The organism is Mesorhizobium sp. M0292, from assembly GCF_040321695.1.
In the GTDB taxonomy this organism is placed as follows: Bacteria; Pseudomonadota; Alphaproteobacteria; order Rhizobiales; family Rhizobiaceae; genus Mesorhizobium.
The window spans coordinates 1-19,278 of record NZ_JAMYSB010000021.1 but is presented as its reverse complement, the minus strand read 5'-3'; the positions used below and the strand labels follow the sequence as shown (position 1 = coordinate 19,278).

The following is a 19,278-nucleotide window of genomic DNA, read 5'->3' as shown; positions in this document are numbered from 1 at the left end:
GCCAGCCGGCCGATCGGCTGGGTCGCCCGCTTGCGTCGCGATGCGATTGCCGATTCCCTGAAGTGTCCATTTGCGTCCCCGCTAGCTGGACCCGGAGGTCGGGTGGTTCTCTTCTATATTTAAGGTTTCTCGTCGAGACCAGAGCACTGCAGTATTGTGCATGGCAACATAATCATTTTCCATATGGACTGAAATGTCCACCCTGTGGCTGCCCCGCCATCTGGCTAGTTCGCCCAGAACCGGCCCATCCGCTTCCGGCCCATCTCAGCCGTCATCGGCGCAAGCTGATTTGGACCGAGCGCCGGATCCTGCGGCTTACTCGATCAGTTGCGGCTGTTGAGATGCCGCACCCTTCGCAGTTGCGGAAACAGCACCGCCCACAGTCCGGCGACGGCAATCGCACCGACGCCGCCGATCACCACCGCCGGCACGGTGCCGATCAGCGCCGCCATGGTGCCGGCGCGGAACTCGCCGACTTCGTTGGAGGCGCCGACGAAGACCTGGTTGACGGCGTTGACGCGGCCGCGCACCTCGTCGGGTGTCCACAGCTGGATCAGCGTCTCCCTGATATAGACGCTGAACATGTCGGTGGCGCCGAGGCCGGCAAGGGCCAGGATCGACAGCCAGGTGATGGTCGAGACGCCGAACAGCACGGTGAAGGCGCCGAACCCGGCGACGAAGCCGAGCATGATCTTGCCGGCACTGTCGCGCAGCGGATGCCCGGCAAGCCAGACCGCGACACAGATGGCGCCGATGCCGGGCGCCGAGCGCAGCAGGCCGAGGCCCCACGGGCCGAGTTCCAGAATATCGCGGGCATAGACCGGCAGCAGCGCCGAGGCACCGGACAGAAGCACGGCGAAGAGGTCGAGCGAGATGGCGCCCAGGACGATCTTCTCGCTCCAGATGTATCGGAAGCCGGCAAACAGCGTCTCCATCGTCGGCTTGTCGGTGGCGCTCTGCTGGGCCGGTTTCGGAATGGTGAAGATCAGCAGACCGGCCACCAGCATCAGCACGGAGGCAACGGCGTAAGCGGCTTCGGCCGAGACGCCATAGAGCAGGCCGCCGGCGACCGGGCCGACAATGGTCGCCGTTTGCCAGGCGGACGAGTTCCAGGCGATCGCATTGCCGAAATCTTCCGGCGGAACAAGGTTGGCGAACAGCGACGACGAGGCCGGCCCATAAAAAGCGCGCGCCAGGCCGAACATAGCCAGCACGATGAAGATCGGCAGCGGGCTGACGAGACCGCGCAGCGTGAAGTACAACAGGACAAGCGCACAACCTGCCTCGACTACCGTCGCCAGCGCCATGATCAGGCGGCGGCCGAAACGGTCGGCGACAACGCCGGTGACCAGCACCAGCAGCAGCGACGGCAGGAACTGGACGATGCCGACAATGCCGAGATCGAAGGGATCGCGCGTCAGATCATAGATCTGCCAGCCGACGGCGACGGACACGATCATAGTGGCGAAGGTGGTCAGGAAACGCGCCGCCCAATAGCTCAGGAAGGAGCGATGGCGGAAGGCGGCGTAACGCCGGTCAGGCGGTGTATGGGAATGGGATGTCATGGATACAGGCCCCGTTGCTTGCATTGGCCGGCGGGGCACTTCCCGGAAATGGGCGCTGTTCCGGCCAATGAAACTTATCAAAGTTCGGGGCGCGTATGCGTGAAAATCGGGCCTGGATCAAGTGGTTTTCCAGCCGCTCGCCCGATTGCACGCGGACGTTACTGCCTCAGCGCGGCGGTGATGGCGTCGAGGCCGCCCTGTAATTCCGCCTCTTTCGGCCAGCCGAAACCGACGCGGAAGAAGCGCTTGGGCATATCGAACCAGTGGCCGGGACCGACATAGGTGCCGTGGTTTTCCAAGAGATTGACGTAGAAACGGTCGAGGTCGAAGTCTGGACTGACATTGAGCCTTGGAAATCCGACGACGCCGCCTTGTGGCCGCACCCAGTCGACCAGCGGCTCGCGGTCGATCCAGTCTTGCACGATGTCGCGGCGTTTCGCCATCTCGGGCAGCAGCGCGCCCAAGAAAGCGTCGCGGCGCCCCAGCATGCCGCGCGCAATGCCTTCGTCGATGACGCTGCCGCAAATGCCGATCTGCTCCTTGGCGGCGAGGAAGCGCTCCTGCAGTTCGGCATCGCTGGTGATCAGCCAGCCAATGCGGATGCCGGGAATGCCGAAGGCTTTCGACAGCGACGAGACGCTGATCGCTTTGGGGCTGAGAGAAGCCGCCGCCGGCAGGCGCTGTCCATAGGAGAGGTCGCGATAGGTCTCGTCGACCAGCAGATGGCAGCCGCTCGCTTCGGCCAGCGCAATCAGCGCGTCGAGATCGGCCCGGCCCATCATCGTGCCGGTCGGGTTGTGCGGGCAGGTGACGCTGATCAGCTTGGTGTTCGGTTGCATGCTGGCGGCGACGCGGCCGAAATCGATGGCAAAGCCTGCGTCGAAATCGAGATCGACATAGGAGATGGCGCAGCCGATCGCCTTGGGGGTCTCGATGTTGGTGGCGTAGTTCGGCCGGACGACGACAAGATGGTCGCGCTCCGACAGAAGCGAGGTCGAAATGATGAAGAGCGCGCCCGCCGCACCGGCGGTCACCAGAACATCGTCAGCGGAGATGCCTTTGTCTTGCGCCGCGATCAGCGCCCGCAACTCCTTGTCGCCGCGATGCTCGCCGTAGAACAGCGTGAGATCCGGCAGCGACAGGCCGACGTCGGAGAGTTTCTGATCGGCGATCGAGCTTTCGGAGAGATTGAACCGAATGCGATCGTAGCCGTATTCCTCCGGCGCCTCTTTCTCGATCACCATTCTGGCGTAGTTCATCGCTGCTCCCCCAAAGCAATCTCTGTGGTGTATCCAAGCCACAAAAGCACGAAGCCTGCCAAGGCTCATTCGCCGGCAGGCTTCTGTTCCAGTCGTCCAAACGATTGGCTCAGGGCCGAGGCGCTGATCCCACTCAGGCCGGAACTTTGGCCTTCCGACCCTTGGCTTTCGCCGGCGCGGCCACTGCAGCCTTGCGGCCGAGGCCGATCGACTTGGCCAGCTCGGAGCGCGACGCCGCGTAGTTGGGGGCGACCATCGGATAGTCGGCCGGCAGGCCCCATTTGGTACGATAGGCTTCCGGCGTCAGGTTGAAATGGACGCCGAGATGGCGCTTCAGCGATTTGAATTTTTTGCCGTCCTCGAGGCAGATGATGTAGTCCGGCGTCACCGACCGCTTGGGATTGACGGCCGGGATCTGCGGCGCCGCCACTGGGGCCGGCGGCTGGCTGAGCCCGCCGATCGACGCCGCAACGCTGGCGATGAGATCGCTCAGGCCGGCAACGGGCAAGCGGTTCTTCTCGACGTAAGCGGACACGATATGGGCGGTAAGCTCGAGCAGGTCGATGTCCTTGTCAGAGTCGTTGCTGTCGTCGGCCAATTTATCTCTCCGTCGCTAGGGGGGTGGCGGAAACTCCCAGAGTGGTCCCAGCGGAGCCGGAAATCCGCTCTAGTCATTTGTCTTGCCGCATATGTGCGGTTGCGCCAGATGATTCCATCCGGTGCCACCGATCTAATCGCCAAATCTGCGTAACGCAATGACTTCGTATCGCGCCACACGTCATTTTGAACAACTATACTGAATTTTAATACTATCAGACGATGAGCGCCCTGTCGCGCCATAGTCGAAAACCGCCCTCGAAAGCGCGCGTATTGTCGCCGCGCCTGGATGTGGCGGGCAATTCATCCAGTCTGTCGACATTGCCGCCGCCGATCACGACATAATCCGGCTGCAGCGCCGCACGCAGCCGCCCGACGACGTCGAAAACGTATTTGCGCCATTTCTTCTTGCCGTATTTCTCCAGGCCGCGCTCGCCGACATAATCTTCGAAACTGCCGCCCTTGCGGTACGGCAGATGCGCCAGTTCCATCGGCTGGCCGACATTGTTGAGGATCATCGCCGCGCCCAGGCCGGTGCCGAGGCCGAGGAACAGCATGCGCCCGCCATCGTAGCTGCCGATCGCCTGCAGCAGCGCGTCGTTGACGACCTTGACCGGCTTGCCGAAGGCGGCGGCAAAATCGTAGCCGTCCCAGCCCTTGCCGAGATTGGCGGGATCGAGCGAAGGCCTGTTGTGCCTGACCGGGCCGGGATAGCCCATCGAGATCACGTCATAGGGCAGCCCTTCGGCCAGCGTCTTCACCGTGGCGACCATCTGCTGCGGCGTCAGATCCGGTCCGGAATCGGCCCGGCGCATCTCGCCGCCTGCGCTGGTGAGGATTTTTACGTGCGAGCCGCCGACATCGATCGTCAGCACGATCGGTTCCGCCTTGGCCTTCGCGGGCCTGGCTGCCTTGGCCATGTCGTTTCCTCCGCTCACTTGGCGCGTTCCCCGTTTCAGGGAAACGGGGGAATGCTCCAACTCTTTGTTTTTACGCAATTCCGGACGGAAAAACCGCTCGCACTTTCCTGGAATTGCTCAAGTCGGATTGATCCAGCCGTTGGGCGGCCCGAAGCTGGCCATGGCGTCGGCAGGCCCCCAGGTCTTCGGCTCATACATATGCGGCGGCGTGGTGTCGCCCAGCACCGGGCCGACAATGCGCCAGGCAAGCTCGCTGGCATCCTGGCGGGTGAACAATTGGCCATTGCCGTTCATGGCATCGCCGATCAGCCGCTCATAGGGCGGCATGTCGCCCTTCGAATCGTCGAGCGCGGTGAGCTCGACCTGCTCGCCGACCATATCGTCGCCGGGCGCCTTGCGTTGCGCGCCGATCGAGATCGCCACCTGCGGGTCGATGCGGAAGCGCACGTAATTTGCGTCGCTGGGCTTGATCGGATCGAAGACGTCGAGCGGCGGCCGCTTCAGCCGCACGATCACTTCGGTCACATGCACCGGCATGTTCTTGCCGGTGCGGATGAAGAACGGCACGTCCTGCCAGCGCCAGGTGTCGACCATGAAGCGCACGGCAGCAAAGGTTTCGACCGGCGAGTTCGGCTTCACGCCGGGTTCAGCGAGGTAGCCGGTGAACTGGCCGCGCACGACGTCGTCCTTGGTCAGCGTGCGGATGGCGCGCAGCACCTGCACCTTCTCGTCGATCAGATCGTCGGCCGAGCGGCCGACCGGCGGTTCCATGGCGAGCAGCAAAAGGATGTTGAGCAGATGGTTCTCGATCACATCGCGGATAGCGCCGACATCGTCATAGAATTTGCCACGGCCTTCGACGCCGAAGTCCTCGGCCATGGTGATCTGTACGCTTTCGACGAAGTTGCGGTTCCAGATCGGCTCGAGAAAGGAATTGGCAAAGCGGAAATAGAGCAGGTTCTGGATCGCCTCCTTGCCGAGATAGTGGTCGATGCGGAAGATCGACTGCTCTTCGAACACCAGATGCAGCACGCGGTTCAGCCAGCGCGCCGATTGGAGATCGTGGCCGAACGGCTTTTCCACCATCAGCCGCGCGCCATGCGCGGTACCGGATTGCTCCAGCCCCTGGACGACGGTCTCGAACATGGTCGGCGGCACCGCCATATAGTGAAGCGGCCGCTGCGCCGAGCCGAGCGCCGTCTTCAGCTTCTCGAAGGTCGCGCCGTCGCGGTAGTCGCCGCTGACATAGCGCAGCAGATTGGCGAATTTGGCGAAGATCTTTTCGTCGATCTTGCCGACAGCGTTGACGATGCCGTCGCGGGCCCGCGCCTGCAATTGGTTGATGTCCCAGGCATCGAAGGCGACGCCGATCACCGGCTCGGTCAGCGTCCCCTTGGCTACCATCTGGTAGAGGGCCGGAAATATCTTCTTGTGGGCAAGGTCGCCGGTTGCTCCGAAGAGCACCAGCGTGTCGGACCGTTCCGGGCTCATCTTGCGCGTCTCCCCTGCGGCCTTCACTTGCCGGCCTTCGGCTTTTCGACATGGCCGCCAAAGGCATAGCGCATGGCCGACAGCAGCTTGTCGGCGAATTCGGATTCGCCCTGCGAGGAGAAGCGGTCGAACAAAGCCGAGGACAGAACCGGCGCCGGCACACCGGTGTCGATCGCCGCCTTCAGCGTCCAGCGTCCTTCGCCGGAATCGGAGACGCGGCCGCCGAACTGGGCCAATGCCGGGTCGCTCTTCAGTGCGCCGGCGGTGAGGTCGAGCAGCCACGAGCCGATCACACTGCCATGGCGCCAGACCTCGGCCACTTGCGGCAGGTTGATGTCGAACTGATAGTATTGCGGGTTTTCCAAAGGGCTGGTCTCGGCGTCCGCCGTGCGCTGTCTTTTGCCGGCATTGGCCGATTTCAGGATGTTCATGCCTTCGGCGTAGGCGGCCATGACGCCATATTCGATGCCGTTGTGGATCATCTTGACGAAATGACCGGCGCCGCTCGGTCCGCAATGCAGGTAGCCAAAGGGTGCGGTCCCGCCCGCCTTGTCGGGCGTGGCGCCGGCATCGGCGCCGGGCGCCAGCGTGGCGAAGACCGGATCGAGGTGTTTGACCGCCGTATCGGGGCCGCCGATCATCAGGCAATAGCCGCGCTCCAAGCCCCAGACGCCGCCGCTGGTGCCGACATCGACATAGTGCAGGCCCTTGGCCGCAAGCTCGGCCGCCTGGTCGACAGCGTCGTGATAATAGGAATTGCCGCCGTCGATGATGATGTCGCCGGGCTCCATCAATGCTGCCACCTGGTCGGCGATCTTGCCGGTGATCGCCGCCGGCAGCATCAGCCAGGCGCTGCGCGGCTTGGAAAGCTTGCCGACGAACTCCTCCATCGATGCGGCGCCGATGGCGCCATCGGCAACCAGGGCGGCAACGCTTGCCGGGTTGATGTCGTAGACGACGCATTCATGGCCGTCGCGCATCAGGCGGCGCACCATGTTGGCGCCCATCCTGCCCAGTCCCATCATTCCGATCTGCATGGTCTTGTCCTAGTCGCTTGAGGAAAGAAAATTGTGGGCGAGTTAGTTCTCAATGCCGACGGTGAAGTCGACATTCTCCCAACGGTCGCCGTCGGGCCAGAAAAAAGTGAAGACGATCGTATTACCTCGCGGAATATCGGCCACCGGCAGATCCGCCAGATGGACGCCAAAGACATTCACGGACGTGTTGATTTCATGGCTGGTCTGCCACTGGTCGCCGCTCCAGCGGATCAGTGCCGGCTGCAGCAGTTCAACCCGCAGCGTCTTGCCGGCTTCCATGGTGCGCAGCCTGTTGTTGAAGCGCCATATCCTCAGCGGCGAGCCGGTCTTGTCCCTGACATAGCGCTTGACGCCTTGCGGCGGCATGTCGAAGACGGCGCCGTCGCGGAGCGAGCGCAACAGCTTGATGTGTTCCGAATGCGCCCAGACCAGCGGCATGGCGCTGCCCGACGGCCTGCCCAGCCACAATTCGCGCTCCGGTATGTCGGCGCCGTCCCAGACCTGTTCCGGCAGCAGACCGCCCACGCCAGCCGAAGCCTCGAATGTCCTGAGCAGGCTTGCCGCCTTGTCCTTGTTACCGGCGGCCAGCTCGTAGTGGGCGCGTTCGCCGGCCAGCAACGGCCAGGGCCGGCCCTGGCCGTTGCCGTCGAAGGGGGCGCCGTCGGCGTGTTCGCCATAACCGTCGCTGGTGTAGCGGTACCATAGAGGCCCTTGCGGCAGGTCGCAGCGCAGTTGCGCGTCGATGATCTTGACCGTGCCGACGATGCGCGGATCATCCGCGGCCCTGAGGCCGAAGCGGACCAGCGCCAGCGCGTCCGGGCTGACAATCGCTTCGGCCGGCTTGTCGGTATCGCCCGGCGGACGGTTCTTGATCGGTACGAAGCCGTCCTTCGGCGATGCGGCGCCTGAAGCGTCGGCCGGCGCGATGCGGATGTAGTAGCCGTCGACGCCAGCCTCGTGGCACTCCGGTGTGCCGCTGACATAGGTCCAGCGCTCGATCTGGTCGTTCCAGCAATCCGCGACCTCGCGCAAATAGTTAGCCGGCTCGGGTTTGCCGTTGACGTCGAACAGATCGGCGGCGCCAAGCAGTGCCGATATTTCGACGGCGAGCGTGAATGGGCTGTAGCCGGCATCCTCTTCCCAGCGGTCCTGCCCGGTGACGGGACCATTGCGCACGACATAGGACACGGCCTTCTCGATCATCGGCATGAAGGCGGCGAGCTTGGCGCGCGGCAGGTGGCCGGCGCGGTGCAGCCCATCGGCAAGCAGCAGCGGGAAGGCGCATTCGTCCATCTGGATGCCCGGCCAATAGAGCGAGCCGTCGAGCCACACATTTTGTGGCCAGTGGCCGTCCGGCTGCTGGATGGAACGGAGATAGGCGAGGATCTCAAGCGCCTGCGCCGGATCGCCGGCGGCGAGGAAGCCGCCCGCGGTTTCGACGAGGTCGCGCGGCCAGACCAGATGATAGCCGCCGAGGTCGTCGTCGCCCTTGCTCGCTCCCCAGGGGATCGACAGGCTGGCAACGGCCGCACCGGGCCTCGCCAGCGACAGGTGCGTCGCCAGCACCGCTGTGCTGACGCGGTAGGTGTTGAGCCCGGATGCATCATGGTGGTCGAGCTGCGTCAGGCCTGCCTGCCATTTCCGCCATTTCGCGACATAGGCCTTTGCCGCCGGCTCAAAACCGCGTTTCAGGCTGGCGGCGGCGTTTTCGGCCGCTTCATCCGGCGTTGCCCCAAACCCAAGCGCAAGCAAGGCTTCGCTGTTGGCTAAAGAAAAGCCGATCTCGCCGGTCAGCGCGACATTGCCGTCCTCCGCTCTTTGGCAGGTCGGATCGAGCCGGCCGGCGCGGCTGAGTTGCTGCCAGCCGTCGGAAAAGCCTGCATAGCCGGCCGAGCAGTCGCCCCAGGGCAGCGAGGAGGCAAGCGCCAAGCAGGCGCCGTGCCCGGACGCAAACAGCATCGGCTTGCCCTTGTGCTCGCCGATCCAGGCGGTGTTGCCCATGCCGGCATTGAACAGATGCGGCGCCAGCAGGGCGTAGACGCGGTAGTCCGTGGCCACGCCCTCGAGTGCCGTGAAGCTGGTTTCCTGCAGCAAGGCCGGGCGCGCCGGATCCGCCAGGATGCGCTTTTCGATCTGGTAACGCGCCGTCGCGTTGATCAGCCGATAGGCGGGCACTCCGTCCTCGAACGGCTCGATGGCATGCGTGGCGTCACGCTTCTCCTCGGAGAACCAGCCGCCGGGACCGGTGACCAGCAGTCCCATGTCGCGCGTGCAGGCACTGTCGAGGCCGGGATAATAGACCTCGTTGACGATGCCATGGCTGAGCGTGAACCAGACGCGGCTCGCCGGCGAAAGCGCGGCACCTACGCCGCTCTTGGCGCTTGACGTCCAGCGCGCCGGAATTCCGGGGGCGCCCATTCTTTTGGGTGCACTGGGGGGAAGGGTCGGCGGCATCGCTGCCATGCATGGTCTCCTGGACCCTTCCCTAGACCAGCACGCGAAGGCTTTTCAACCGCCGCACCTGAAGTTGATCGTCCAAGCGTGATCGATCGCAGTTGACAAGCGGGCGTATCTGAATTTGTCTGACAATAGATAAAAAACAGGCAGACAACGCCAAAACCATCTGCAACAGTCGGCGGGGCCGACAATCCATGGGAGGATTATGACATGAAGACACTGCTCGTCCTGAGCGCTCTGGCGGCGATGCTCGCCTCGGGCACGGCGCTTGCCGACACCAGCGGCAAGAAGATCGCCTTCTCCAACAATTACGCCGGCAATTCGTGGCGCCAGGCGATGCTCGACAGCTACGGCATCGTCACCAAGAAGGCGGTGGAGGATAAGATCGTCGGCGCCGCCGACATCTTCACCACCGCCGACAAGGAAGTGCCGACCCAGGCTGCCCAGGTGCAGAACCTGATCCTGCAGGGCTATGACGCCATCGTCATCAACGCCGCCTCGCCGGATGCGCTGAACGGCGCCATCAAGCAGGCCTGCGATGCCGGCATCGTCGTCGTCTCCTTCGACGGGACCGTCACCGAACCTTGCGCCTACCGCGTCGTCGTCGACTTCAAGGACATGGGCAAGCAGGAAGTCGAGCAGATGGCCAAATTCCAGCCCAAGGGCGGCAATTTGCTGGAAATCCGCGGCCTTGCCGGCACCTCGATCGACGATGCCATCCATGCCGGCATCCTCGAAGGCGTCGCCGCCCATCCCGAGTTCAAGATCGTCGGTTCGGTGACCGGCGACTGGGACCAGACGACGGCGCAGAAGGCGGTCGCGACGATCCTGCCGTCGTTGCCCGACATCGTCGGCATCGTCGACCAGGGCGGTGACGGTTATGGCGCGGCACAAGCCTTTGCCGCCGCAGGCAAGCCGCGTCCGACCATCATCATGGGCAACCGCCAGGACGAGCTGAAATGGTGGAAGGAGCAGAAGGACAAGGACGGCTACCAGACCTGGTCGGCCTCGATCGCGCCCGGCGTGTCGTCGCTGGCCTTCTGGGTGGCGCAGCAGGTGCTCGACGGCCGCACGGACATTCCGCATGACCTTTTGGTGCCGTATCTCGCCTTTACCCAGGACAATTTCGAGACCGAGCTGCCGAAAATCAAGGAGGGCGGCGTCGCCACCCACGAATACAGCCAGGAAGACGCAATCGCGGCGATCAAAGCCAATATCAAGTGATGCATTGCATTCATTGCCAGCGGCATGACCGACCGGATATCGTTGAGCATGCCTGAGGCCAATACGGACATCATCAGACTGGGCGGCGCCGAAAAACATTTCGGCGCCGCCCATTTGGACATCATCAGGCTGAACGGCGCCGAAAAACATTTCGGCGCCGTTCGGGCGCTTAACGGCGTCGACTTCCATGTTGTATCAGGCGAATGCGTCGGGCTGGTCGGCCACAACGGAGCCGGCAAATCGACGCTGATGCATATGGTGGCCGGTACGCTGCAGCCCGATGGCGGTGAGATCGCGGTGCGTGGCAATGCCGAAACCGACTACTCGGTGGCGCGCGCGCTGAAACTCGGCATACGCTGCGTGTTCCAGGAACTGTCGCTCTGCCCTAACCTCAGTATCGCGGAGAATACGCGCATCAACCATCCGGCGCTCACCGGCTTCGGCTGGCGACGCAAGGCGGCTGCTCTCATTGCCGCCAAGCTGGACGAAATCTTTCCGGATCACGGCATCTCGGCAGACGACATTGCCGGCGATCTCTCCATCGGCCGGCGGCAGATGGTCGAGGTGGCGCGCGCCTTCACGGTGACGCGCGATCCGCTCGACCTGGTCATTCTCGACGAGCCGACCTCTTCGCTGGACGCGCATACTGCGGGCCAGCTGCTTGCCTTCGTGCGCCGTTTCGTAGCCACCGGGGGCAGCTGCATCCTGATCTCGCATGTGCTGGGCGAGGTGCTGCAGAATGCTGACCGCATCGTGGTGATGCGCGACGGCAAGGTGGTCGCCACGGACGTGGCAAAAGCGTTCGACCGCGACCGGCTGGTGACGACGATGGGCGGCGCGGAAGCGCGCGAGAAGATCGCGGCGGAGATCGCCGCCAGGCCGGCGGCGGGCCCGCTCAGGGTGCGGGCGCGGCCCGAGCGGCAGCAGGACGGCAAGGAGCTTGTCGCCCGCGCCGGCGAGATCATCGGGCTTGCCGGGCTTGCCGGCCATGGCCAGACCGACCTGTTACTGGCGATCTTTGCCGCCGCGACGCGTAGAAGGCTTGATATCGAGGTGACCGCCCCGGTGGCGCTGGTGGCCGGAGACCGCCAATCGGACGGCATTTTCCCGCAATGGTCTATTGCCGAAAACATCGGCATCCGCTCACTGGCGCGGCTGCGCAAAGGGCTGCTGATCTCGCCGCAGCGCGAGGCTGAGCTTGCCGAGTTCTGGAAGCAGAAGATCGGCATCCGCACGCCCGACATGACCAACAACATCTTCTCGCTGTCCGGCGGCAACCAGCAGAAAGCGCTGTTTGCCCGCGCCCTCGGCTCCGATGCGCAGATCGTGCTGATGGACGATCCGATGCGCGGCGTGGACATCGGCACCAAGCTCGAGGTCTACGATCTCGTGCGCGAGGAGGCGGCCAAGGGCCGGACCTTCCTCTGGTACACCACCGAGACTGAAGAACTCGACAATTGCGACTACATCCATGTCTTCAAGAACGGCCGCATCGTCGCCAATCTCACGCGCGACGAGCTGACGGAGGAAAAGATCATCCAGTCCTCATTCGGCGATGCGGCCTGAGATGACGGCAATCGCTCCCGGCCCAAGTTCCTCGTCGCGCAGCAATGCCGCGGCCCGCGCCCGTATGCTGCGCAGCCTGTTACCTGCGCTGTCGCTGGCTCTGGTGCTGCTCGCCATCGCCTGGCTCAACCCGCGAGCCATCAGCTATTTCGGCTTCAGCCTGATGCTCAATCTGGCGATCCCGATCGCGCTGGCGACGATCGCCCAGATGTTCGTCATCGCCGGCAACGAGCTCGATCTGTCGATCGGCACATTCGTCGGCTTTGTCGGCTGCGTCACCGCCACATGGCTGAAGGATGCGCCGCTGCTTGGCGTGATCATCCTGCTCGGCTCCATAGGCGTTTATGCGCTGCTCGGCGCACTGATCCATCTGCGCAATCTGCCGTCGATCGTGGTGACGCTGGGCATGAGCTTCGTCTGGCAGGGGCTTGCCATTCTGGTGCTGCCCAAGCCCGGTGGCAAGGCGCCGGACTGGCTCTTGTCGCTGATGGCCTTCAAGCCGCCCTTCATTCCGTTCCCTATCATCGCCGCGCTGGCGATCGCAGCGGTGGTGCATTTTGGGCTGATGCGCACCTCCTATGGCGTCATCCTGCGGGGATCCGGCGGCAATCCGGCGGCGCTCAGGCGCGCTGGCTGGTCGCTGCTTCGAACCAAGATCGTGCTGTTTGCGCTGACCGGCCTGTTCGGCGTTCTGTCCGGCATGGCGCTGATCGGCATCACCACCTCGGCCGACGCCAATATCGGCAATGGCTACACGCTGCTGGCGATCGCCGGCGTCATCCTCGGCGGTGGCGAGTTCGTCGGCGGCCGGGTGTCGCCCATAGGGGCCGTGCTCGGCGCGCTGACACTGGCGCTGGCGGCATCGCCTCTGCTCACCTTCATGCACATCCCGCCGGATTGGCAGGTCGCGGCCAACGGCGCCATCCTGATCATCGTGCTGGCGGCCCGCGTCCTGATCAGCCGCAGGGAGAGGTAGCGATGACATTGGTTAAATCGCTTGTCGCCAAACCCTGGATCTGGTCGTTTATCGGCGCGATGTTCGTCTGGCTGGCGACCATCGCTTTCACCGGCGGCTATGGCGGCGGCGGCATGATCACGGCGGCACTTTCGCTTGCCGTGTTCACCGTCATCGTCGGCGTCGGCCAAATGTTCGTCATCACGCTCGGGCCAGGCAATGTCGACCTGTCGCTGCCGGCCAATATCGGGCTCGCCAGCGCCGTCGCCATGAAGGTCATGGGCGGCAGCGATTCCATGATCGTGGTCGGGCTGCTCGCCGCGCTCGCCTGCGGCGCTGCCATCGGTGCCGTCAACTATCTCCTGATCTGGGCGCTGAGGATCCCGCCGATCATCGCCACTCTGTCGGCCAGCTTCATCATCCAGTCGATCGACATCAGCTATGGGCGTGGCCTGCAGATCAAGCCGCCGCCCGGCTTTGCCGATTTTGCCAACTGGCAAATCCTGGGCATTCCAGTGCTGGCGATCCTTGCCGTATTGTTCACCATCGGTGCGGCCATCGCCTTGCAGCGCATGATCTATGGCCGCTCGGTGCTGGCGATCGGCCAGAACATCCGCGCCGCGTGGCTTGCCGGCGTCAATGTCGGCCGCACCCGCTTCCTCACTTACACGCTGTCGGGCGCGCTCGGCGGCATGGACGGGGCGCTGCTCGCCGGCTATTTCCGCGGCGCCAATGTCGATATCGGCAACGAGTACCTGCTGGCCTCGATCGCCGTCGTCGTCATCGGCGGCACCTCGGTCGCCGGCGGCAAGGCCAATGTTCCCGGTGTCTGGGGCGCGGCGCTGTTCCTGGTACTGCTTCTGACCATGCTCAACACGTTCGGCGTCAGCGCCGGCGTTCGGCTGTTGCTGACCGGGCTGATCATCGTCGGCGTCATCACCGTAGCCGGCGGCGAGAAAGCGCTGCGCTAAAAGGCGTGAGCCCGGCAGCAGTCCCGCCAAATTTGACCATGTGGACAAAAGTCCGCACCCGTTCCATAGTTCCGCGTCTGATTTCGGAACAGTCGGCTCGACACGGCTGTCAAACAGAGGGGCACTAGATGGAAAACCGGAAAAACAAATCGCAATCGACCGGCCTGTCGCGGCGCGACGTGCTGGAACTCGGCGCACTTGGCCTGGCCGCAGCCATGCTGCCGGGTGCAGCCCTCGCCAAGGACAAGAAGCTGAAGGTGGCGGCGATCTTCGCCACGCCGATCGAGGAGCCGTGGGACAACCAGATCCACGTCGCCCTGCAGAAGGCCGAGAAGGAACTCGGTATCGAATACAAATGGTCGGAAAAGGTGCAGACCGCCGATTTCAGCCGCGTCATGCGCGAATATGCGCAAGGCGGGTACCAGCTGGTGCTGGGCGACGCCTTCGCCGCCGAGCGTGAATCGCGCCGCACGGCAAAGCAGTTCCCGAAGACGGCATGGCTGTTCGGCTCGGGCGCCGGCCCGGCCGAGCCCAATTTCGGCGTCTTCGACAACTGGATCCACGAGCCGGCCTATCTCTCCGGCATGATCGCCGGCAAGATGTCGAAGTCGGGCACGATCGGCGCGGTGGCGGCCATGGGCATTCCGGAAGTGAACCGGCTGGTCAACGCCTTCTTTGCCGGCGCCAAGGAGGTCAATCCCAACATCAAGAAGAAGGTCGCCTTCATTGGCTCGTTCTTCGATCCGCCCAAGGCCAAGGAAGCGGCGGTCGCCCAGATCGATGCCGGCGTCGATGTCATCTATGCGGAGCGCTTCGGCGTCATCGAGGCAGCGGTGGACAAGAAGATACTCGCCATCTCCAATATGTCCGACCAGTCGAGCCTCGGCCCCGACACGGTCATAACCGGGCCGGTCTGGGACATGTATCCGACGGTCGAGCAGGCGATCAAGCTGGTCAAGGCCGGTGTCTTCACCGCGCAGGATTATGGCGATTTCTCGCGCATGGCCAAGGGCGGGTCGTTCCTGGCGCCCTACCATAAATTCGACAAGACGCTGCCGGCGGATGTGAAGGATCTGGTCGAGAAGAAGAAGGCCGAGATCCTGGAAGGCAATTTCCGGGTGGATGTGGATGAGAACACGCCGGTTTCGGATTAGCTCGGCGTACCCCTCCCCCTTGAGGGAGGGTGGCCCGCAGGGCCGGGTGGGGTCCTCCGCGAAGTGCTCCATCCTGCTAAGTCATGGGTTGAGGCAGTTGAGGTGACCCCACCCGCCTCGGTTCGCTCGGCACCCTCCCCTCGAGGGGGAGGGGTATCTCCGCAGGAGCACCTTTGTCCGCCCCTCTCATCGAAATGCGCGCCATTACCAAGAGCTTCGGCGCCGTCAAGGCGAATGAGGCTGTCGATCTAAGCGTCGCCCCAGGTGAGATCCTCGGCCTGCTGGGCGAAAACGGCGCCGGCAAGACGACGCTGATGAATGTGCTGTTCGGCGCCTATGCGCCGGATGCCGGCGAAATTCTTATCCAGGGCAAGACCGTGCGGATCACCAGTTCGGCCGATGCGCTGGCCGCCGGCATCGGCATGGTGCACCAGCATTTTCATTTGGCGCCAAGGCTGACGGTCCTGGAAAACCTTCTGATTGGCATTCCCGGCAAATCCGGCCGCATCGACCGCGCCGGCGGACTTGCCCGGTTGTCCGACATCAGCCGTCAGCATGGGCTGACGCTGGACCCCAACCTGCCTGTCTCCGCGCTGTCGGTCGGCGAGCAGCAGCGGCTCGAAATCGTCAAGGCGCTGTTTCGCGGCGCCAGGCTGTTAATCCTCGACGAGCCGACGGCGGTGTTGGCGCCGAGCGAGGTCGACGGGCTGTTTTCGGCGCTGCGCTCGATGGCGGCGCAGGGGCTCGGCATCATCTTCATCTCGCATAAATTGAACGAGGTGCGGGCGCTCACCCATCGCTGCACCGTGTTGCGGCATGGCCGCGTCGCCGGCCGTGTCGACGATCCGGCGAACACGACATCGGCAGAAATGGCGCAGCTGATGTGCGGCCATGAGATCGTGCCGCCGGCAAGAGGACCTTCGACCCCAGGCGCGGCGGTGCTGACGCTCGACGGTATTTCCACCTCACGGCATTCGGGGACGCCGCTGCGCGACGTATCGCTTGCCGTTCGCGCGGGCGAAATCCTCGGCATTGCCGGGGTCTCCGGCAATGGCCAGCGGGCGCTGGCCGAGGTGATTTCCGGCACGCGCGCGCCCGACGCCGGCGCGATGACGATAGCCGGCAAACCTGTTGCGCGGTTCTCGCCGCGCGAGGTGCAGGCGCTCGGCCTTGGCCGCATCCCGGAAGACCGTATGACGACCGGGCTGGTCACCAATCTGCCGCTCGCCGATTCCATGGTGTTGCCGCGCATTGGTACTGCGGCTTTCAGCAGCCGGGGCCTGCTCAAGCCAGATGCGATCCGCGCCTTCGCCGAAGAACAGATCAAGGCCTATGACATCAGGTGCCCCGGGCCGATGACCCGCGCCGGCGCGCTGTCGGGCGGCAATCTGCAGAAGGCGCTGCTGGCGCGCGAACTGGATTTCGACCCGAAGGTGCTGATCGTCTCGCAGCCGACGCGCGGCCTCGACATCGGTGCCGCCCGCTTCATCCACGAAAAATTCCTCGACATGCGTGCCAAGGGCTGCGGGATCATCGTCATCGGCGAGGATCTCGAAGAGCTGCTGGTGCTCTGCGACCGCATCGCGGTGATGTATGAGGGCCGCATCGCCGGCACGCTGGACAGCGCCGATGCGACCATCGCGCGGCTTGGGCTGCTGATGACCGGGGCGGAGGGCAGAGCCTAGATGGACTTTCTCACTCGGTTCCTCGCAGAAACCTCAAATAATACTGCCCGCTTTTGGCTGACTTTAAGCGTCAGCGCTGCCCCTCACCTGCCTGCCGGCATCCTCTCCCCGTATAGAGACGGGGAGAGGGGCTCTCACCCATGGTTTCGCCAATCACCACAGCTGCAAGAGGGGAGTTGCATAGGGCCCGGATCCCTTCTCCCCGTGTCTATTCGGGGAGAAGGTGCCGGCAGGCGGATGAAGGGCGGCGCGACCGTCTGGGCGGCGGAGGGGCATAGCTGATGTTCCGCCTCGAAGCCCGTAGTTCCACCCCCGCCTGGTTCAATCTCGCTTTGCCGCTGCTGGCCATCGGCGCAGCGCTGGTCCTGTGCAGCGGCCTCATCGCGCTGGCAGGCGCCGGCGTGCTTGAGGCCTATGGCGTGATGCTGTCGGCCTCGTTCGGCGACAGCTATGCCATCACCGAAACGCTGGTGCGCGCCGCCCCGATGATCTTCACCGGGCTGGCTGTGGCCGTCGCCTTCCGGGCCAAATTCTGGAACATCGGCGCCGAGGGCCAATTGCTGGCCGGCGCCGTGGCCAGCTGCTTCGTCGGCGCCATCCCAATGCCGGGCGCGCTGGCGATCCTGTCGATGGCGCTGGCGGGCGCTGCTGCCGGTGCCGCGGTAGCGCTGGTGCCCGCGACGCTCAGGGTCAAATTCAAGGTGGATGACGTCGTCAGCTCGCTGCTGCTCAACTCGGTCATCTACTATGCGCTGATGGCGCTGATCGAGGGGCCGTGGAAGGACTCGTTCAGCGGCTATCCGATCTCGCCGCCGATCGAGGATTCGGCGAATTTCCCGGTGCTGCTCGAAGGCACAAGGCTGCATCTGGGTGTCATCGCCGCGTTGATCGCGGCCCCGTTGATCTGGTTCCTGATCGTGCGCACCACGCTCGGCTTCCGGATCAGGGTCACCGGCGAAAGCCCGGAAGCCGCCCGCTATGGCGGCATACATGTCGAGCGGGTGCTGATCTCGACGGCGCTGCTGTCGGGCGCGCTGGCCGGGCTTGCCGGCGTCGGCGAGGTCGGCGGCGTGCATTTCCAGGTGATGAGCGACATTTCGCCGGGCTATGGCTATTCCGGCATCGTCGTTGCCATGCTGGCCAGGCTCAATCCGCTCGGCGTCGTACCGGCGGCGATCTTCCTGGCCGCCGTGATGACCGGCGCCGAAGCGATGTCGCGCGCCACCGGCGTGCCGGCGTTCCTCAGCGATGTCATCCAGGGCACGGCGCTGCTCGCCATGCTGGTGGCGCTGCTGTTCACGGCCTATCGCATCCGCCGCGTCGGTGCCGCCTTATGAGCGCGGTGTTCGAACAGATCTTTCAGGTCGGCTTCCTCGCCGCCATTATCCGCATCGCCACGCCGCTGGCATTTGCCACGCTGGGCGAGATGTTCTCCGAGCGGGCCGGCGTGCTCAATCTCGGTATCGAAGGCATCATGCTGCTCTGCGCGATGACCGGCTTCACCGCCGCCAGCCTCAGCGGCAGCCTGTGGCTCGGCGTGCTGGCCGCGGTGTTGACCGGCATGGCGATGAGTGCGCTGCATGCGCTGTTCACCGTGGCGCTCGGCCTCAGCCAGCATGTCTGCGGCATCGGCGTTACTTTGTTCTCGTCCGGCCTTGCCTATTTCCTCTACCGTCTGACCTTCGGCCAGCAATCGGTGCCGCCCAGCATCAAGGGTTTTCAGACGGTGCCGATCCCGCTGCTGTCGGATATTCCGGTTCTGGGGTCAGCGGTTTTCAACCAGTTTGCGCTGGTCTACTTGGCAATCATTGCCATCCCGCTCGCTGCTTTCGTGCTCTACCGCACGCCTTGGGGGCTGTCGGTGCGGATGGTCGGCGAGAACCCGCGCGCCGCTGATTCCGCTGGGGTCAGCGTCATCGCCACGCGCTTCCAGGCGGTCATCCTCGGCGGTGCGCTGATGGGGCTTGCGGGCGCCTTCCTCACCATGGCACAGTTCAACGCCTTCACCTTTGGTGTCGTGTCGGGCCGTGGCTGGGTGGCGATCGCGCTGGTCGTGTTCGGCCGCTGGGACCCGTGGCGCTCTGCGGGCGCGGCGCTGCTGTTCGCCTTCGTCGATGCGCTACAATTGCGCATGCAGGCGAGCGGCCTCGGGCATATTCCCTATGAGACGTTCTTGATGCTGCCGTTCATTTTCACCATCGTCGCGATGGCCGTGATGTCACGCAACGCGGTTGCGCCGTCGGCGCTGCTGAAGCCGTTTCGACGAGAAGAGCGGTAAGCGAGTAGGACTTGGCGCCCAAAAACAGAACCCCACCACCGGGGGGGGGGATGGGGGCCCCCCGCGGGGGGTAAAAAAAACCGAGAAAAACTATATATAAAAAAAAAAAACCACCCACC

General features: G+C 64.1%; 15 protein-coding genes. 8 read left to right on the top strand and 7 right to left on the bottom strand.

Annotated elements, in window-relative coordinates:
• Positions 1-323: 323 nt before the first annotated feature.
• From NKI96_RS25225 to NKI96_RS25195, 7 genes are all read right to left on the bottom strand, one after another.
• The gene (locus NKI96_RS25225) at positions 324-1,565 is read right to left on the bottom strand and encodes an MFS transporter (RefSeq protein ID WP_023670472.1); all 1,242 of its coding nucleotides are present in this window, start codon (positions 1,563-1,565) and stop codon (positions 324-326) included.
• A 158-nt stretch (positions 1,566-1,723) separates the two neighbouring features.
• On the bottom strand, positions 1,724-2,824 hold the full coding sequence (locus tag NKI96_RS25220; protein WP_023736801.1) for an aminotransferase class I/II-fold pyridoxal phosphate-dependent enzyme: 1,101 nt from the start codon (positions 2,822-2,824) through the stop codon (positions 1,724-1,726).
• Between the two features lie 133 nt (positions 2,825-2,957).
• Positions 2,958-3,422 (bottom strand): Ros/MucR family transcriptional regulator, encoded by a 465-nt coding sequence (locus NKI96_RS25215; protein WP_023687743.1) that lies wholly within the window; start codon positions 3,420-3,422, stop codon positions 2,958-2,960.
• Positions 3,423-3,636: 214 nt separating this feature from the next.
• Positions 3,637-4,341 carry an ROK family protein gene (locus tag NKI96_RS25210; RefSeq protein ID WP_023737961.1) on the bottom strand — a complete coding sequence of 235 codons (705 nt, stop codon included), beginning with the start codon at positions 4,339-4,341 and terminating at the stop codon, positions 3,637-3,639.
• Positions 4,342-4,458: 117 nt separating this feature from the next.
• The gene (gene zwf / locus NKI96_RS25205; RefSeq protein ID WP_352806789.1) at positions 4,459-5,832 is read right to left on the bottom strand and encodes a glucose-6-phosphate dehydrogenase; all 1,374 of its coding nucleotides are present in this window, start codon (positions 5,830-5,832) and stop codon (positions 4,459-4,461) included.
• A gap of 23 nt (positions 5,833-5,855) precedes the next feature.
• Positions 5,856-6,869 (bottom strand): phosphogluconate dehydrogenase (NAD(+)-dependent, decarboxylating), encoded by a 1,014-nt coding sequence (gene gnd / locus NKI96_RS25200; protein WP_352806786.1) that lies wholly within the window; start codon positions 6,867-6,869, stop codon positions 5,856-5,858.
• A 42-nt stretch (positions 6,870-6,911) separates the two neighbouring features.
• Positions 6,912-9,332, bottom strand: coding sequence for a glucan 1,4-alpha-glucosidase (locus NKI96_RS25195; protein WP_502900303.1), 2,421 nt, complete (start codon positions 9,330-9,332; stop codon positions 6,912-6,914).
• 204 nt (positions 9,333-9,536) lie between these two features.
• On the opposite strand from NKI96_RS25195, the gene NKI96_RS25190 reads away from it, so the two are divergent.
• The 8 genes from NKI96_RS25190 to NKI96_RS25155 all read left to right on the top strand — a co-directional run bounded on the left by NKI96_RS25190 (position 9,537) and on the right by NKI96_RS25155 (position 19,159).
• A complete protein-coding gene (locus NKI96_RS25190; RefSeq protein ID WP_023670464.1) occupies positions 9,537-10,550 on the top strand; it encodes an ABC transporter substrate-binding protein in 1,014 nt (337 codons plus the stop codon).
• Between the two features lie 48 nt (positions 10,551-10,598).
• Positions 10,599-12,116 (top strand): sugar ABC transporter ATP-binding protein, encoded by a 1,518-nt coding sequence (locus tag NKI96_RS25185; protein WP_352806785.1) that lies wholly within the window; start codon positions 10,599-10,601, stop codon positions 12,114-12,116.
• A 1-nt stretch (position 12,117) separates the two neighbouring features.
• A complete protein-coding gene (locus NKI96_RS25180; RefSeq protein WP_352806782.1) occupies positions 12,118-13,092 on the top strand; it encodes an ABC transporter permease in 975 nt (324 codons plus the stop codon).
• Between the two features lie 2 nt (positions 13,093-13,094).
• Positions 13,095-14,042, top strand: coding sequence for an ABC transporter permease (locus NKI96_RS25175; protein ID WP_352806779.1), 948 nt, complete (start codon positions 13,095-13,097; stop codon positions 14,040-14,042).
• 128 nt (positions 14,043-14,170) lie between these two features.
• Positions 14,171-15,196, top strand: a complete 1,026-nt coding sequence (locus tag NKI96_RS25170) for a BMP family protein (RefSeq protein ID WP_023694458.1) — start codon at positions 14,171-14,173, stop codon at positions 15,194-15,196.
• Between the two features lie 173 nt (positions 15,197-15,369).
• On the top strand, positions 15,370-16,881 hold the full coding sequence (locus NKI96_RS25165) for an ABC transporter ATP-binding protein (protein WP_352806777.1): 1,512 nt from the start codon (positions 15,370-15,372) through the stop codon (positions 16,879-16,881).
• A gap of 281 nt (positions 16,882-17,162) precedes the next feature.
• Complete coding sequence (locus NKI96_RS25160) at positions 17,163-18,218, top strand: ABC transporter permease (protein WP_023683937.1); 1,056 nt, start codon at positions 17,163-17,165, stop codon at positions 18,216-18,218.
• The gene (locus NKI96_RS25155) at positions 18,215-19,159 is read left to right on the top strand and encodes an ABC transporter permease (protein ID WP_023694455.1); all 945 of its coding nucleotides are present in this window, start codon (positions 18,215-18,217) and stop codon (positions 19,157-19,159) included. Before NKI96_RS25160 ends, NKI96_RS25155 begins: the two co-directional genes overlap by 4 nt.
• Positions 19,160-19,278 lie beyond the last annotated feature (119 nt).

Bases quoted from the DNA above. Each gene is read 5' to 3' on its own strand.
- NKI96_RS25225 (WP_023670472.1), bottom strand. From the start codon at position 1,565: ATGACATCCCATTCCCATACACCGCCTGACCGGCGTTACGCCGCCTTC.
- NKI96_RS25220 (WP_023736801.1), bottom strand. From the start codon at position 2,824: ATGAACTACGCCAGAATGGTGATCGAGAAAGAGGCGCCGGAGGAATAC.
- NKI96_RS25210 (WP_023737961.1), bottom strand. From the start codon at position 4,341: ATGGCCAAGGCAGCCAGGCCCGCGAAGGCCAAGGCGGAACCGATCGTG.
- zwf (WP_352806789.1), bottom strand. From the start codon at position 5,832: ATGAGCCCGGAACGGTCCGACACGCTGGTGCTCTTCGGAGCAACCGGC.
- gnd (WP_352806786.1), bottom strand. From the start codon at position 6,869: ATGCAGATCGGAATGATGGGACTGGGCAGGATGGGCGCCAACATGGTG.
- NKI96_RS25195 (WP_502900303.1), bottom strand. From the start codon at position 9,332: ATGGCAGCGATGCCGCCGACCCTTCCCCCCAGTGCACCCAAAAGAATG.
- NKI96_RS25190 (WP_023670464.1), top strand. From the start codon at position 9,537: ATGAAGACACTGCTCGTCCTGAGCGCTCTGGCGGCGATGCTCGCCTCG.
- NKI96_RS25185 (WP_352806785.1), top strand. From the start codon at position 10,599: ATGCCTGAGGCCAATACGGACATCATCAGACTGGGCGGCGCCGAAAAA.
- NKI96_RS25180 (WP_352806782.1), top strand. From the start codon at position 12,118: ATGACGGCAATCGCTCCCGGCCCAAGTTCCTCGTCGCGCAGCAATGCC.
- NKI96_RS25175 (WP_352806779.1), top strand. From the start codon at position 13,095: ATGACATTGGTTAAATCGCTTGTCGCCAAACCCTGGATCTGGTCGTTT.
- NKI96_RS25170 (WP_023694458.1), top strand. From the start codon at position 14,171: ATGGAAAACCGGAAAAACAAATCGCAATCGACCGGCCTGTCGCGGCGC.
- NKI96_RS25160 (WP_023683937.1), top strand. From the start codon at position 17,163: ATGTTCCGCCTCGAAGCCCGTAGTTCCACCCCCGCCTGGTTCAATCTC.
- NKI96_RS25155 (WP_023694455.1), top strand. From the start codon at position 18,215: ATGAGCGCGGTGTTCGAACAGATCTTTCAGGTCGGCTTCCTCGCCGCC.